The 14,993-nt window shown below is 41.8% G+C and carries 14 protein-coding genes; 7 read left to right on the top strand and 7 right to left on the bottom strand.

Annotated elements, in window-relative coordinates:
- The first annotated feature begins 51 nt into the window (after positions 1–51).
- The 3 genes from V7K49_RS22140 to V7K49_RS22130 all read left to right on the top strand — a co-directional run bounded on the left by V7K49_RS22140 (position 52) and on the right by V7K49_RS22130 (position 2,897).
- Entirely contained in the window at positions 52–1,122 is a 1,071-nt protein-coding gene (locus V7K49_RS22140; RefSeq protein WP_335207480.1) for an aldo/keto reductase, read from the top strand.
- A 93-nt stretch (positions 1,123–1,215) separates the two neighbouring features.
- Entirely contained in the window at positions 1,216–1,788 is a 573-nt protein-coding gene (dps, locus tag V7K49_RS22135; RefSeq protein WP_335207478.1) for a DNA starvation/stationary phase protection protein Dps, read from the top strand.
- Between the two features lie 392 nt (positions 1,789–2,180).
- Positions 2,181–2,897 carry a pirin family protein gene (locus tag V7K49_RS22130; protein ID WP_334870694.1) on the top strand — a complete coding sequence of 239 codons (717 nt, stop codon included), beginning with the start codon at positions 2,181–2,183 and terminating at the stop codon, positions 2,895–2,897.
- 175 nt (positions 2,898–3,072) lie between these two features.
- Here the strand turns inward: V7K49_RS22130 and V7K49_RS22125 are convergent, their stop codons facing one another.
- Positions 3,073–3,993, bottom strand: a complete 921-nt coding sequence (locus tag V7K49_RS22125; protein WP_335207477.1) for a helix-turn-helix domain-containing protein — start codon at positions 3,991–3,993, stop codon at positions 3,073–3,075.
- A gap of 12 nt (positions 3,994–4,005) precedes the next feature.
- Positions 4,006–4,902 (bottom strand): NmrA family NAD(P)-binding protein, encoded by an 897-nt coding sequence (locus V7K49_RS22120; protein WP_335207476.1) that lies wholly within the window; start codon positions 4,900–4,902, stop codon positions 4,006–4,008.
- 1,020 nt (positions 4,903–5,922) lie between these two features.
- On the opposite strand from V7K49_RS22120, the gene V7K49_RS22115 reads away from it, so the two are divergent.
- Positions 5,923–6,645 (top strand): class I SAM-dependent methyltransferase, encoded by a 723-nt coding sequence (locus V7K49_RS22115; RefSeq protein ID WP_334870686.1) that lies wholly within the window; start codon positions 5,923–5,925, stop codon positions 6,643–6,645.
- 8 nt (positions 6,646–6,653) lie between these two features.
- On the opposite strand, the gene V7K49_RS22110 is transcribed toward V7K49_RS22115, so the two are convergent.
- From V7K49_RS22110 to V7K49_RS22100, 3 genes are all read right to left on the bottom strand, one after another.
- Positions 6,654–7,082 (bottom strand): YidH family protein, encoded by a 429-nt coding sequence (locus V7K49_RS22110; protein ID WP_334870684.1) that lies wholly within the window; start codon positions 7,080–7,082, stop codon positions 6,654–6,656.
- A gap of 320 nt (positions 7,083–7,402) precedes the next feature.
- Positions 7,403–8,065, bottom strand: coding sequence for a hypothetical protein (locus V7K49_RS22105; RefSeq protein WP_335207475.1), 663 nt, complete (start codon positions 8,063–8,065; stop codon positions 7,403–7,405).
- Between the two features lie 271 nt (positions 8,066–8,336).
- On the bottom strand, positions 8,337–9,032 hold the full coding sequence (locus tag V7K49_RS22100) for a cadmium resistance transporter (RefSeq protein WP_335207474.1): 696 nt from the start codon (positions 9,030–9,032) through the stop codon (positions 8,337–8,339).
- A 352-nt stretch (positions 9,033–9,384) separates the two neighbouring features.
- Here V7K49_RS22100 and V7K49_RS22095 point away from each other — a divergent pair, with 352 nt between their 5' ends.
- Positions 9,385–10,377 carry a LysR substrate-binding domain-containing protein gene (locus V7K49_RS22095; RefSeq protein WP_335207473.1) on the top strand — a complete coding sequence of 331 codons (993 nt, stop codon included), beginning with the start codon at positions 9,385–9,387 and terminating at the stop codon, positions 10,375–10,377.
- A gap of 182 nt (positions 10,378–10,559) precedes the next feature.
- Here the strand turns inward: V7K49_RS22095 and V7K49_RS22090 are convergent, their stop codons facing one another.
- Both V7K49_RS22090 and V7K49_RS22085 read right to left on the bottom strand, forming a co-directional pair.
- On the bottom strand, positions 10,560–10,928 hold the full coding sequence (locus V7K49_RS22090) for a pentapeptide repeat-containing protein (RefSeq protein ID WP_334870676.1): 369 nt from the start codon (positions 10,926–10,928) through the stop codon (positions 10,560–10,562).
- Complete coding sequence (locus V7K49_RS22085) at positions 10,918–11,232, bottom strand: hypothetical protein (RefSeq protein WP_334870674.1); 315 nt, start codon at positions 11,230–11,232, stop codon at positions 10,918–10,920. Before V7K49_RS22085 ends, V7K49_RS22090 begins: the two co-directional genes overlap by 11 nt.
- Positions 11,233–11,742: 510 nt before the next feature.
- Here V7K49_RS22085 and V7K49_RS22080 point away from each other — a divergent pair.
- Both V7K49_RS22080 and V7K49_RS22075 read left to right on the top strand, forming a co-directional pair.
- The gene (locus V7K49_RS22080) at positions 11,743–13,068 is read left to right on the top strand and encodes an ABC transporter ATP-binding protein (RefSeq protein WP_334870672.1); all 1,326 of its coding nucleotides are present in this window, start codon (positions 11,743–11,745) and stop codon (positions 13,066–13,068) included.
- Positions 13,069–13,106: 38 nt separating this feature from the next.
- Positions 13,107–14,846: an ABC transporter permease gene (locus tag V7K49_RS22075; protein WP_335207472.1), complete on the top strand. Its 1,740-nt coding sequence runs from the start codon at positions 13,107–13,109 to the stop codon at positions 14,844–14,846.
- The last annotated feature ends 147 nt before the right edge of the window (positions 14,847–14,993 follow it).

Raw genomic sequence — 14,993 nt, 5'->3', positions numbered from 1 at the left:
ATGCTTTTGGGATAGTATTCGATAGTTTTTTTCATTAATGAGAAAATATTCATGAAATACAAACTCTTGGGCAAAAGCGGGTTAAGAGTCTCTGAACTCTCCTTGGGAACCATGACTTTTGGTGAAGATTGGGGTTGGGGTGCATCTGTTGACGAAAGTCGTAAAATCTTTGATACCTATGTAGAAGCAGGGGGCAATTTCATTGATACCGCCAACGGTTATACCGATGGTAGCAGTGAAAAAATTGTTGGTGAGTTGATCGCTAAAGAACGGGAACGCTTTGTAGTTGCTACAAAATATTCCTTTCCCTTGCAGATGAATAATAAGACGGGCGACCCTAACGCCAGTGGAAACCATCGCAAAAACTTAATTCAGTCTTTAGAAGGTAGCCTAAAACGGCTGAATACCGATTATATTGATTTATTCTGGTTGCACGCTTGGGATTTCACAACGCCCATTGAGGAAGTTTTGCGATCGCTTGATGATGTAGTCCGTCAAGGTAAAGTGCTTTACATCGGCATTTCTGACGCCCCTGCTTGGATCATTTCCCAAGCAAATACCATTGCCCAATACCAAGGATGGACGCAGTTTGTCGCCCTGCAAATTGAGTATAGTTTAATTCAGCGAACACCAGAACGTGACTTACTACCGATGGCCAAAGCCTTTGATTTGGCAGTAACGCCGTGGTCGCCCTTGGGTGGTGGTGTGCTGACAGGCAAGTATAATAAGCCTTCTCAAGAAGGGGGTGAACAAGGGCGATTTAAAACTACGGGGGGAGAGGTTTCCGAGAAGAATTTAGCGATCGCTCAAGTTGTCAGTGAAGTTGCAGCAGAAATTGGACACACACCCTCACAAGTAGCATTAGCTTGGTTACGCGCTCAAAGTGGTGTGATTATTCCGATCATTGGCGCACGTAAGTTAACGCAATTTCAAGATAACTTGGCTTGTTTAGATGTCAGCCTCTCGCCAGAACATTTGCAACGCTTAGATGAAGTGAGTCAAATTGAACTGGGTTTTCCCCATGACTTTTTGCAGAGTGATCTAATTCACGAGCGCCTTTTCGGTGGTACATTCGATACCATAGAAAACCATCGCAGTTCAGGCAATAGTCATAAATCTTGATACATTCAGGCATTAATTCGATCTATCGTTAGAGAGTTTTGCACAGCCAACCACTATCTGTAGAGTTAGATATAAAAGGCATTAAGTAGAATCATGAGCGACAACACCCTTTCATCACGTCTGTACCCTACCCGGATTGACATTCCCGCCGAAGCGCGAGTGCAAATCGTGGTAATTCTCAACCAAACTTTGGCAGCTACTTTGGATCTGAAAACCCAGACAAAGCAAGCGCACTGGAATGTTAAAGGAACTGACTTCTACCAGCTACACCAATTATTTGATGAACTTGCTGGTGAATTGGAAGAGTACATCGATCTAGTTGCGGAACGCGTCACTGCTTTAGGCGGATATGCCTTAGGAACAGTCCGTTCTGCTGCTAGTGATTCGATTTTGCCAGAATATCCCTTTGATATTTTGGATGGTAAAGACCATGTGACAGCCTTAGCAGATCGCTTTGCACCTTATGCTAAACATATCCGGGAAGCGATCGCTAAAACTGATGATTTAGGTGATGCTGATACTGCCGACCTTTACACTGAAATTTCCCGCACCATTGACAAACGACTCTGGTTCTTAGAAGCTCATCTGCAAGTAGCAGAAATTAAGACAGAGAATGGTAAAGCGGATACTATTAAAACTCAAAAGACGCCTGCTGGTGTAATATAAGCACTTCTGAGAAATACGCTTTCTAACTCATTAGTACTAGGGTGCGGTAGGCTAAAGCCGTAACGCACCATTTCATAGGACATCTTGATCCAGAATTATAAGGTCTGTGATTGCTAAGAGTACAGCACAATCGACCATTCAAGGTGCGTTAGCCTCCGGCATAACACACCCTACTAGCACGACTTATTTAAATTCAAATCTTACAGTATCTTTTTGGTAAGTACGCTACTTTTAAGTGCGTACTTTTCATTTTATATGTACATGCTTTACTATTGAAATAGTTCAAAACAAGGTTGAAGAATTAAAAAATATCTTCGGCAATTGAAGGAAAAATCTAAAATCTAAAATTGACCGACTCCTAACTAAATATTCATTAACAACGAGGTAAATTTATGTCTCAAAATACGATTACCCACTTAATTCACGATCGCAATGCCCGTGGTCACGCTCAAATCGGCTGGCTCGATAGTTATCACACATTTTCCTTCGGTAGTTTTTACGATCCCAACCGGATGGGATTTCGCTCTCTGCGGGTGATTAACGATGATCGCATCGCCCCTGGTGCTGGATTTCCTACACACAGTCATCGTGACATGGAAATCCTCACTTACGTCTTAGAAGGTGCAGTAGAGCATAAAGACAGCTTGGGTACAGGGTCAGTGATTCGCCCAGGTGATGCACAGATTATGAGCGCTGGAACTGGGATCAGCCATAGCGAATTTAATCCCTCACCAACTGAACCACTGCACTTGCTACAAATCTGGATTCTTCCTGACGAAGAAGGGTTGACACCAAGGTATGAACAAAAAGCTTTTCCTTTAGAAGAAAAGCGTGGCAAACTCCGCTTAATTGCTGCTAAAGATGGGCGTGATGGTGCTGTGACAATTCACCAAGATGTTGATTTATATACATCTGTTTTAGAGGATGGTGATGTTGTTAATTATCAAGTCAAGCGCGATCGTTATGCCTGGTTACAAATAGCACAAGGCATAGTGAACTTGAATGGCGAGGAACTCAGAGCAGGTGATGGAGTGCAAATCAACGGCGAAGAACAGCTAGAAATTAGCACCAACATCGGCGGCGAAATCTTGCTTTTCGATTTAGGCTAATATTGCAGCCAAAAGGGCGGTTAGAAACCGCATCTAAATAAACAAAACCTGCTTTCGCAGGTTATAACAAGGGGCTTAAGCCCCTTGTTTTATCTTATATCATGTCCGCATAATTATACCAATTTGAAAAAAGAATGCGACAATACTAGAACTTACGCATTATCAAAAAATTAGTCTAATTAAAGGAGTTTCTAAATTCGAGTGGCGAGACACTTGTCTTATTCTTAAATAATTTATTAAACGACTGCGGATGTTCAAAACCGAGCCGATACGCGATTTCGCTGACTGAAAGCGATGTTGTGGATAACGCTTCTTTGGCTTTTTCGATTAATTTATTGTGGATATGCTGTTGGGCGTTTTGTCCCGTCAGCGTTCTTAACATATCGCTTAAATAATTCGGCGATACGTTTAATTTACCGGCAATATATTTGACGCTTGGAATTCCCGATTGTAATTCATTTTGTCTGTCAAAATACTCGTTTAATAAATCCTCCAGTTTCACCAGCAAATCACTGCTCGCTTTTTTACGGGTGATAAATTGCCGATGATAAAATCTGTTTGAATAATTAAGCAGTAATTCAAGTTGTGAAACAATCACATCCTGACTAAAGTTATCAATATTGGAACGATATTCCTGCTCCATATTTTCGATAATATCGTTTATGATTGCTTCTTCTTTTTCCGAGAGGTGCAAAGCTTCATTGACAGAATAGTTGAAATACTGGTATCGCTTGATCGTTTTGGCTAGCGATGTATTCCATAAAAAGTCGGGATGGATTAGTAGTGACCATCCCCTACGCTTTGATGCTGCATCTTTATCAATCTCCACTCCGAAAACCTGACCGGGCGACATAAAAAACATTACGCCTTCATCAAAATCATACTCCTGCTGACCGTATTTATATTTAGTGTTCGGTGTTCTTTTGAGCGCGATTGTGTAGAAATCAAAGACAAGATTTATTAATTCTTGGGGAGGCAAATATTTAATGGATTCTAAATTAATCACGCTGATTAAAGGATGCTCAGGTTTAGGAAGCTCCAGCATCCGATGATATTCGGTGATCGTTTTAAATCTACGCGGTTGTGTGTTTGTCATATCGAAATGTAATTATTGCTGGTTGTAAGCAACCGCGAAATCTTTCGCAAAATCTTTCAGCTTTACTTTACCCAATATTGGTCTATGGCGGAAATAGTCTTCATACAATCTGCCTCCACGCCTAGCGGCATTCATTTCCACAAAACCCTGTGCAGTTTGCGGGTTCATTCCTGATTCCAATAGACCATTTAAAAATTGTTCGTCAGAAATTTCCAGCCATTTCAGATCGGAATTTCCGATGGCTTCGCCCAGAATTTCGGCGATTTCGTTTGGCGAAACTTCATCGCTTGCAATATAACGAATTTCTTTACCATTAAAAGGTTTTTCAATTTCTTCGGCAATCACGGCAGCAATATCTAAAGGGGAGACCCACGGTTCTTTTTCATCGCCGCGATAGTTGCCGACAATCGCGCCTTGTGATTTGATGGTTTGGATAAAGGTATACATGTAAGTGTAAAAACCGACTGGGCGCACGAATTTAATAAAGACCTCTTCCGGCAGCTCTCTTAAAATATTTTCGACATTGTAATGAAACCGGAGCAAGCCAACTCCTTTGTCAGCACCGATACTGCTGAGATGCACGACACGTTTTACGCCCGATTGTTCAATGGCTTGTTTATAGTTTTTGCCAATCTCGGTGATAGCCGCGATAACATCAACATTCGGGTCGAAGAAAGCATCGGGGGCAAGCGATTCCATCACATAAACTACATCTGCACCTTTAAAAGTCGCTGATAGAAAGCCAGCGGATTCCATTGTGCCAATGGCAGCTTTTGCGCCTAGAGCTTCAATATCTTTCTGCCTTTCGGCTTTGCTGCTGATAACCGTCACCTGATGCCCTTTTTTCACTAACTCTTGTGTCAGTGGTTTACTAATATTTCCTAAAGAACCTGTCACTATAACTTTCATAAATATTTACTCACAAACTATTTCTAAATTGAAATTTGAATTTCTCTATTTATGGTAAATAATTTTTTATCTTTAAAGTTAGCCGAATTATCGGTAATTGTATCCAAAATGTGGAATTTTGCTGCTTAACTTTCATCCATCAAAGATTTGCGGTGAAGCAGCGCTCTTGGTAGGGTTTCCAACGCCAGTCGCTCATGGGGGAGACCCCCAAGACTGCGCTGGCTCCTCCGCAGGCGACTGCTGTTAGCGCAGCGTTAGCGACGCAGGAGCCTCACCCGTACCCTTCGGGAAGCAAGCTACGCGTAGCGTCTCCGATAGGAGAAGGGTGTCTTACGCTGGCGTGACAAAGCTAAATACTTGCAATCATGGCGATGCCTGCGGTGGTCACTGAGCTTTGTCGTACCACTTCCCTGCGGGACGCTACACGAACGTGGAAGCAAGCTAGTAAGAGTGTCTCGTAGAGAAGTGCGGGCTACGCCAACGCATTTATTATTTCGGCGAACTCATTTGTTATTTCGGCGAACGCATTTGTTATTTCGGCGAACTCATTTGTTATTTCGGTGAACACATTCGTTATTTCGGTGAACGCATTCGTTATTTCGGCAAACGCATTTGTTATTTCGGCGAACTCATTTGTTATTTCGGCGAACGCATTTGTTATTTCAGCGAACGCATTTGTTATTTCGGCGAACGCATTTGTTATTTTGGCGTGGACATAACGCACCCTACTGGCGTGGCAAGACTAAAATAGTGCTGCTACGAAACTACTAGAATTAAAACCTATGCTGGTCATTGCTTATGGTGCTTTTGAGAAAGTAGGTATTTGGCATGAAAAAGTTGAATAGCAGTCATTAGTTCATTGGTCATTGGTATCAATGACTTCGGACAAACCTCAGCAGGAGATTGGATGGGGGTGCGTAGACACACACGTTGGCGTAGCTTCTCGTAGAGAAGTGGCTTGTCAACAGACATCGCAAAGCGAATTTGACTACAATCCTTAGAAAGAGCAGCAAAAACCTAATGTCTAAAAAGTCCGATTCGCAGTTCCAAAATCTTTTTGCTTCACCCAAATCAACCAACTGGGACGAGAGATTAGCCCAAATCGCCTATCGCTTTAACCGAGAGTATCAAGGTGAAACCTTTGAACTTCCAACTGAAGTCCAGGCGATGCCGATATTCCAGGAGTGGATTGGAGGTAGTTTTTCAGGGAGAATTGCTTCCCCTTTTTGGGAAATTGCTAAACCTCAAAAAAACCAGCACTGTATAGATATTGGCTGTGGTATCAGCTTTTTAATCTATCCTTGGCGGGATTGGCAAGCATATTTTCATGGGCAAGAAATCAGTAATGTGGCCCGTGATACCCTTAATTCCCGTGGCCCGCAGTTGAATTCCAAGCTATTCAAAGGTGTTGAGTTGGGAGCAGCTCATCAGTTAAGCTACTCATCAGAGCAGTTTGATGTCGCGATCGCAACAGGATTTAGCTGCTATTTTCCACTTGAATACTGGGATGCTGTACTGATAGAAGTCAAGCGGGTGTTAAAACCAGGTGGACATTTTGTGTTTGACGTTCTCAATCCAGAACAGCCTTTGGCGGAAGATTGGGCAGTTCTGGAAACCTATTTGGGGGCTGAGGTATTTTTAGAACCTTTGGCTAAGTGGGAAAAAATGATTAAGGCGGCTGGTGGTAAAGTGGTAACGCAGAAATCAGGGGAATTATTCGAGTTGTATAAGGTACGGTTTTAAAAATACTGTTACTCAGGGATAAGTGGACTTGATGGATCTAAAGAAGTTGTAAAAACAAAATAGATTACCCCAGTTCCGAGAATCATCACGGCGAGACTAAACAGCAACACCCAACGGTCTGTTGGTTCATAAGTATCTTCTTCGATATCACGACGGACTGCGAAATAGTGTCCTGTTGAGAGCCACACTGTGATTAAACCCACCAGCGAGAAGACTAAACCTAACTTCCAGCCGTTGCCGGGACGGGGTATCAAAGGTACTTGGAAAGCACGCAAACGCACGATGACGACACCAAAACCTAAAAGAGCGATCCCTGTCCGCATCCAAGCGAGGTAGGTACGCTCATTTGCCAAGTGATCTCGGATTCGGGACGGATTCAGTCGTCCTGGCTTTTTTTTATCTTTATCTTCTTCTGTAGATTTCAATTTTAACTGCATCAATAACACCCGTATCCCTAAAGCGGCTCTTATTAAAAAAATGCCGAGGTAATAGCAAATCTCCTTTCAGATGACTTGCATCCAGCGCAATAGTTGCGCTAATGAAATATACCTCTTGTGATTGTACATTTTTTTCAGAATTTATTTTAATGCAGATATATAAATAAAACAAGCCTGAGATTGAGGATAAATAAATTCAAGAAAATAGCCAAGATCAGAGAGATTTTTCACCAGTGCAAGTCAGGTTTATCCTCTAATTTTGGCTGTTACCCTATTTAAATTCAGAACAATCGTTCAAAAATAGACTATACAGTTCTATTTCAAGACTGATTGCTAGGCGCATTAGGAACTCGTGTATTTATGAGAGCCTGCGATATATCTGGGATAAACCAGTTAGCCTCATTGCTGTTAAGAACTTTCACAGTCGGAACATTCAATTCAATCGCAGCAGTATCTGGATTTGTCTTAATCACCAACTGAGTTCCATCAATGATCTTGAGAGCAGCTGGGCCTGTTAATTTTTGACCTTGCCCATTAGGACTAGAAGTGAAATTTGCTACCTTGACATCATTCCCTAGATAGATACCATCACAATCCCAGTTCTTTTTAGTAGACTGACCATTAGCTAGAAAATACAGATTATTGTCGTATACGGCATCTTCATTGTCTTCATCATTTGGTCTTTTACCGTATACTGCTATGGTATTACCTGTTTGGTTGTTGCATTGACCCCAGTTGATTCCCGTCTCTAAAGCATATTTTTGCAGTGTTAATTCCTCGACTCTCTTCTGAATTTCTTTTGGTGTGAGACCTTCTACTTGAGTTTGGGCATCTTTTGTCTGAGAAAGTTCGTTAAGAGCTTTAGTGACTTCGATATAGTCAGGGTTTTTGCTAAATTTTGGTCTATCAGCAAAAGAAGGTTGAGCAAAGGCGAGATTAGCGAAAATCATCAAGACAATTAGCAGAGATTTCCAGATTTTCATATTTTGACTCCTGTTGATGGATAATATATTTTGCAGTTTGGAATTCATTTTGAGCAGAAAATTCATGATGCACCTATTTTTAGATACTAAATTTTTATTAAGAGGATTCAAGGTCTGGCCAGATTTGGAGACTTGGAGAAATTGTCTAAGAGTCCTCAAGTAGGTCTACACCCTTGGATTTAATACAAGAGCACCACTTTTTAGTGGCTGATCTTCAGGTGGTATTCCAATCCGCATCTGCAAGACTCCCCTTGTCCCCAAGTCTATTTCTTCAATGTTCTTCACTCGACGGCTGAGTATTGAAACTTAAAATTAATGAAAATATATAACTAGAAACTACAGATATAAGAGTCAAGGTAACATTTTCTGTAACAATAAATATACCCAGTCCAATCAATATACAAGGCACAAAAGTATTGCCATTCTCAGTTAAAAATTGTGCGATCGCAGGCAAGTAAGTTAACTTATAAGCGGTATAACACCACACACCCACTAGCGAAAAGAATACACTTAGTATTACCAGTAGACTATCTAATTCAGAATTGGCAAACAGAGGTACATAGACGCTAATATTATCACTACCATTTGCAAAGGCGATCGCAGCTACATTGCATGTTTGCGGAGAGAAAAAACTGGCAATTATAGAAGGACAATACGGCTCGGTTTCTTCTTCGGCTTCCTCTGGTGAATCCTCTTCGCGTTTTAGTAAACTACTCATACCAATGATTATGGGCATTAAACCAAGTAGTCTAATCCAGTCCTGCGGTATGATTAGTCCACCGAAGAAACCAGGAAGGCTAGCAATGATCAATGCAGCAAAACCGAGATACTGACCAGCAAAAATGTGACGACTGCGGAACGTTTTATTTATTTGTGAAAAAAGCAACGTCAGAATGACAATATCATCGATGTTGGTGGCACTGAATGCTGTGATCCCTGTGGTAATTGCAGTTACTAAACCGCTCATTTGTGGAAGTCCTTATTTTCATGCTTGGTCATTCAATTTTGGATTTTGGACTTCGGCTACGCTCAGTCGAACGATTTGAGATTTTGGATTGGATTTACGATATCCAAAATACTGGTATCAAAAATCTTATATTGAGTAGAAATACTAAATTATGACCTGTGTCATTGTCACTGATGCGTCATGTGCTTCGCTCTGCTGAAATTTTTAAACTCTGCTTTGTCTGTTTGGGTCTGTGCCGAAGCCTTGATTTATACTTTAGTCAAACTAACCGATAGAATCAAATGCTTTTGTTTGTCAAAATGATAAATGAAAGTGATTAAAAATTTGACACCAAGTTGTAGGGATACCATAAATGGCAGGAATGACGCTTGAGCAGCTAAAAATCTTTCTGGCTGTGGCGCAGCAGTTACACTTTACTCGCGCAGCAGAGGAGCTTTATATTACACAACCTGCCGTCAGTGCAGCAATCCACAACTTAGAGCAAGAATACGGAGTGAAACTGTTCCATCGGATTGGTCGCCATATCGAGATTGCTGAGGCTGGTAAATTACTGCAAATGGAAGCACAGAAAATTCTCGATCAAGTTTCCTTGACTGAAAGGGGATTGCGAGAATTGAACAATCTGCAACGGGGTGAATTAAAATTAGGGTCGAGTCTGACAATTGGTAACTACTGGCTACCAAGCAAGATTAGTGAGTTTAAGAGCCGATATCCCGGTATCCAGATTGACTGTAGCCTTGCCAATACAGAAGAGATTTGTGTCGGAACGGCGACAGGACAGTTTGATTTGGGTTTGGTGGAAGGAGATGTGAAGCCAGCGCTCCAAAATACTCTAGAGTATGAAATAGTGGGGAGCGATCGCTTGCAAATTGTGGTTGGTCGAAAACATCCTTGGTTTGAGTGGGGAGAAATTGATTTAACCCAATTGACTAAAACCCTTTGGGTGATGCGAGAACCAGGTTCTGGAACCCAGCAAAGGTTTGAGGAAGCCTTACAAAATTGGGGAATCAATCTCAGTGAATTAGATGTAATTTTAGTGTTCAACAGTGGAGAGATGACAAAAGCAGCGATCGAAGATGGTGTCGGTGCAATTGGAATTTCTGAGTTGATGGTAAAAAAAGAAATACAGTTGGGAACTCTGCGGGCAATTCGAGTTATTGATAACAGAGAGGCTAACGGTGCGATGCCTACGACGGGCTACGCCTACGCAGAAATAGTTCGACCTTTTTTCAAACTAAAACATCGTCAACGTTTTCAAACTGCTCTTTCTAAAGTCTTTGAACAAATGTTGATATCATCTATGTTAGATGGCTCACATCAACACGGATCAAAATCAGTTATTTAAAGCAACATTTTCGCCAATTTAATTAGAAATAATTAAGGAGCTAGTCATAGAGAATTCAGCATGAATTCTCTATGACTAGCGGATGAATTGAAAAATGCTGTAATCTTAAATCCGCTTGCAGGGAAGTCCCAGTCCCCATTGCCCCTTATCCCCAGAGGGGACTCCGAGTTCCCCAATCCCCTTCACACCTTCTGCATATTTCTACTGATGGGGTCAAAACCTCTAGAAAACCGCGTGCTTTCATCGTAGTAAGCGCCAGTCAGATTCGCTCCATACAACTTGGCATAGTTGAGTTTGGCTCCCCGGAGATTTGCTTCATTCAGTTTGACACCGCTCAAATTAGCTCTGGTCAAGTTCGCTTTGGCTAAGTTAGCTCTACTCAAATCTGCTCCCCAGAGTTTAGCTTTAGCTAGGTTAGCTTCACTCAAGTCAGATCCCCATAAATTGATTCCAGGCAAATAGGCTCCAATCAGCTTGTCCCGACTCAAGTTGACGGCTGGAAAATATCTTTCTCCTGCGGCAAAACGCCGTTTTAATTCCTCAACATTCATGCGTCACATTGACCTTCCTTAGCAATACAGAAGTTATTTGTTCCCATTCCTGGCTTAGTTCTCCTCGAAACTCTGGCTGACCACTACGTCGATACCAGTAATGGGCATTCTCCAAATCGCCTTCTTTGCGGTGCAGGTAAGCATGAACCCAGGCACTATCAGCATCGCTGGCATTTCCAAGTATTTCATGAGCTTTGCTCCAATCACCTTTTTTGTCATACCACATTGCTTGCAGCCCTTCTGGTAGTGTCTGAGGACATAGGGGCTGCTTTTCGATTAATCGCAGGAATTCCTCTGTATTCACGATCGCCACCCAACAAGAATTAAACTTCTATCTCTAAGATACTCCTCAACTTCAGGTTAAGGGGAGCAGGGGAGCAGCGGGACAGAAACTAGAGCTTTTTTTAACTTTCCAAACATTCTCTAAGCTTTGTGACCTTTTTTACAATACCCCCCAGTTTTAAAACATCCTCAAAACAAACGCCAACGAATTTAGCTGTGGACAGCTTCTATTTTAACCCCCATAGTAGATAAAGCTTGTTTATTTAATATCTGCAATCACTTCCAATTTACTCAGACACACAAAGCTAATAGAGAGCAATTTATTCTTATTAATATTCGGGCGGGCAGTCATTTTTTTGCACCAGCTAGGAAATTTATCTTATTAACTATTACAGCTAATTTATGACAATGCAAGCGATTAGATAGATTCTCGGACTATTCCAATTCCTGAACAAACTATTTTTAGTTCACTTTAACTGTAAAATAACCTCAACATCAGATTATATTTAATTATTTACTTACAGAAAGAGTCATGGTCTTTAAAACAGCAACCGAACACCTGATCGCTCTAAAAAGTGTCAGCAAATCTTATCAGCAGCCCAACGGTCAGCAGATTGTGATCCTGGAAAATATTAATCTTGAGTTGCGTCCAGGGGAGATAGTCGCGTTGTTAGGGCCTTCAGGTTCAGGGAAATCTACTTTAATGCGAATAGTTGCTGGGTTAATCCCCCCCAGTCAAGGTGAAGTTATATATCATAACCGTCCCCTAGTTGGTTTAAATCCTGGAGTAGCAATTGTTTTTCAAAGTTTTGCCCTTTATCCTTGGTTAACTGTACTGGAGAATGTGGAACTAGGTTTAAAAGCAAAAGGAGAAGCGCCAGATTCTCGACGGCAAAAAGCGCTACGGATGATTGATATTATTGGTTTGGATGGGTTTGAAAATGCTTATCCCAAAGAGCTTTCTGGAGGAATGCGTCAGCGAGTTGGATTTGCTAGGGCTTTGGCCGTAGAACCAGAACTGTTATGTATGGATGAGCCATTTTCGGCATTGGATGTGCTAACAGCAGAAAACTTGCGGTTTGAGTTATTAGATTTGTGGTTAGAACGTCGCATACCCACCCAAGCCATTCTCATTGTTACCCACGGGATTGAGGAAGCGGTAATTATGGCGGATCGGATTATTGTTCTAGGACGCAATCCGGGAAGAATTCGGGCTGATTTACCTGTGACTCTACCCCATTACCGCGATCGCAAACACCCAAATTTTCAAGCCCTGGTAGATAAAGTTTATACAATCATCACGAACCCAGAACTAGAAACAATTCAACCTCCAGCTACTACCTCTGTACAACCTGCAACACCACCAGCAAAATATCAGTCTTTGCCAGCCGTGCGAATTGGTTCTATTGCGGGTCTTTTGGAACTTTTAGAAGATCGTCAGGAAAAAGACTTATATCGGCTTGCTCAAGAATTGCAACTAGAAGTGGATGAGATTTTACCAATTGTGGAAGCTGCAAAATTAATGGATTTTGTAGAACTTGCAGAAGGTGATATTAACCTAAAGCCAGTCGGGCAACAATTTATCAATGGTGGTATTGACGATCGCAAACAAATCATGCGATCGCAACTCTTAACTAATATTCGCTTGGTACAACAAATTTACCGTCTTCTGGAAGCGAAAAATAATCAACGCATTCCAGAAGAACTGGTTTTAGATATCCTAGAAAGTCACTTTAGCCCACAAGAAGCCGAACGACAATTAAAAACTGTCGTTGATTGGGGTCGTTACGCCGAGATATACGGCTACGATGAGCCATCGGGACAAATATTTTTAGAGCAAGTTGTTAATGCTGATTAGTCAGTTGTCATTGTTAACTTTCCCCACTCACTATTCTTATGACCCGACCCCTCACTCCTGCTAATAAAACTCTGGGACGTAGCAATTGGACTTGGCAAGATGGATTGCTGATTCTGGTGATTTTATCTTTCATTGTGGCAATTATTAGAACTGCTTCTCAATTTAGCGGTACTTTTCAACCTGAACTTATAATTTCTACAAATATCAATGCTTTGCCAGGATATACAGCCCAAACCCTGATTCGCATGGGGCTGGCTTACTTTTTATCCCTAATTTTCACCCTATTGTATGCTTATACTGCTTATCGTTCCCGAATTGCAGAGCGGATTTTAATTCCGATGTTGGATGTTCTGCAATCGATTCCAGTACTGTCTTTTTTACCAGGTGTGGTACTAGCTTTGATTTCCCTGTTTCCAGGTCAGAGAATTGGTGTAGAACTAGCAGCTATTTTGCTAATTTTCACTGGTATGACCTGGAATATGACTTTTAGTTTTTACCAATCTCTCCAAAGTATTCCACGAGAATTACTAGAAGCAGCGAGGGTTTATCGGCTTAATCCCTGGCAACGCTTTTGGACATTAGAGTTACCATCTGGTGTAATTGGTTTGGTATGGAATAGTGTAATGTCGGTGGCTGGAGGTTGGTTTTTTTTAATTGCTATTGAGTCATTTACTTTGGGGAATAAAGATTTTCGTTTACCAGGATTAGGCTCTTTTTTAGGCACAGCAGCCAATAAAGGAGACTTTAAAGCTATATTTTGGGGCTTGGCGGTGCTGATTGCGATCATTGTGGCAACTGATTTTTTTGTGTGGCAACCCCTGATTGCTTGGGCAGAAAGATTTAAGTTGGAGATGATTGAAACTGAAAATGCACCCCAATCGTGGGTATTGGATATTGTCAGGCGATCGCCTACTTTACGTGCAATTGGCGATCGCGTTTTTCAGCCATTACAAACAGCCCTAGACAACAGTTTAATTCGGTCGTTTCCCGTGCGTTCTGTACCTGTAAATGCCAAAGGTAACCTCAACTTGCCGAGTTTTTTAAATTGGGTATTTGTTAGCGGCTTCACCTTAATTGTCCTGTGGGGTACTTGGGAAGCCGTATTACTATTACGGACTTTAGGCTGGGCTGATTGGCAACAGGTAATAAAGGGCGCTATATTAACGGCGTTGCGGGTGATAATTGCTTTGATATTATCACTGTTGTGGACTGTACCCGTGGGAGTAGCAATCGGTCGCAATCGTCGGCTGGCTCAAGTGTTACAACCATTAGTACAAATCGCCGCTTCTGTACCGGCAACAGCCTTATTTCCGCTGCTGCTGCTAGGTTTAACCCGCATCGCTGGCGGTTTGCAGATTGGTGCGATCGCTCTGATGATGTTAGGGACAATGTGGTATATCCTGTTTAATGTCATTGCTGGGGCACAGTCGATTCCCTCAGACCTGATCGAAGCTGCTTCGGTGTATAAACTATCCCCTTTGCAACGCTGGCGAACCTTAATTTTACCTGCAATCTTTCCCTACCTAATTACAGGAATTATTACCGCTGTTGGCGGCGCTTGGAATGCCAGTATCGTCAGTGAGTATGTCACATTTCAAGGGCGAGTAATTAGTACTTCTGGATTGGGAGCAACAATTTCTCATGCCACAGCGACAGGCAATTTTTCCCTGTTATTAGCTTCGACAGTGATCATGTCTCTATTAGTAGTGTTGACCAATCGTTTGATTTGGCGACCTCTTTACAATCTAGCTCAAGAGAAATATCAATTATTGGTTTAAGTCGGTAAGCGTGAAGAATTAAAGGTTTGTAGTAAGCGGCTCCAGCCTTGGAGTTAGGGGGGATGAATAAAGTGCCTAAAATCACAGCCAAACACTTTTCAAACAACCTTTTATATTCCAATAGGCTTGCGTTAAGGCTTGATCCTC

The organism is Nostoc sp., assembly GCF_036919675.1.
Taxonomy (GTDB): Bacteria; Cyanobacteriota; Cyanobacteriia; order Cyanobacteriales; family Nostocaceae; genus Nostoc.
Note: the sequence above shows the minus strand (reverse complement) of the source record. Positions and strands in the feature narration are given on the sequence as shown.

What these genes read in the sequence shown, in the direction of transcription:
- V7K49_RS22080 (WP_334870672.1), top strand. Translation starts at nt 11,743, where the DNA reads ATGGTCTTTAAAACAGCAACCGAACACCTGATCGCTCTAAAAAGTGTC.
- V7K49_RS22095 (WP_335207473.1), top strand. Translation starts at nt 9,385, where the DNA reads ATGGCAGGAATGACGCTTGAGCAGCTAAAAATCTTTCTGGCTGTGGCG.
- dps (WP_335207478.1), top strand. Translation starts at nt 1,216, where the DNA reads ATGAGCGACAACACCCTTTCATCACGTCTGTACCCTACCCGGATTGAC.
- V7K49_RS22075 (WP_335207472.1), top strand. Translation starts at nt 13,107, where the DNA reads ATGACCCGACCCCTCACTCCTGCTAATAAAACTCTGGGACGTAGCAAT.
- V7K49_RS22100 (WP_335207474.1), bottom strand. Translation starts at nt 9,032, where the DNA reads ATGAGCGGTTTAGTAACTGCAATTACCACAGGGATCACAGCATTCAGT.
- V7K49_RS22110 (WP_334870684.1), bottom strand. Translation starts at nt 7,082, where the DNA reads ATGCAGTTAAAATTGAAATCTACAGAAGAAGATAAAGATAAAAAAAAG.
- V7K49_RS22105 (WP_335207475.1), bottom strand. Translation starts at nt 8,065, where the DNA reads ATGAAAATCTGGAAATCTCTGCTAATTGTCTTGATGATTTTCGCTAAT.
- V7K49_RS22115 (WP_334870686.1), top strand. Translation starts at nt 5,923, where the DNA reads ATGTCTAAAAAGTCCGATTCGCAGTTCCAAAATCTTTTTGCTTCACCC.
- V7K49_RS22130 (WP_334870694.1), top strand. Translation starts at nt 2,181, where the DNA reads ATGTCTCAAAATACGATTACCCACTTAATTCACGATCGCAATGCCCGT.
- V7K49_RS22140 (WP_335207480.1), top strand. Translation starts at nt 52, where the DNA reads ATGAAATACAAACTCTTGGGCAAAAGCGGGTTAAGAGTCTCTGAACTC.
- V7K49_RS22090 (WP_334870676.1), bottom strand. Translation starts at nt 10,928, where the DNA reads ATGAATGTTGAGGAATTAAAACGGCGTTTTGCCGCAGGAGAAAGATAT.
- V7K49_RS22125 (WP_335207477.1), bottom strand. Translation starts at nt 3,993, where the DNA reads ATGACAAACACACAACCGCGTAGATTTAAAACGATCACCGAATATCAT.
- V7K49_RS22120 (WP_335207476.1), bottom strand. Translation starts at nt 4,902, where the DNA reads ATGAAAGTTATAGTGACAGGTTCTTTAGGAAATATTAGTAAACCACTG.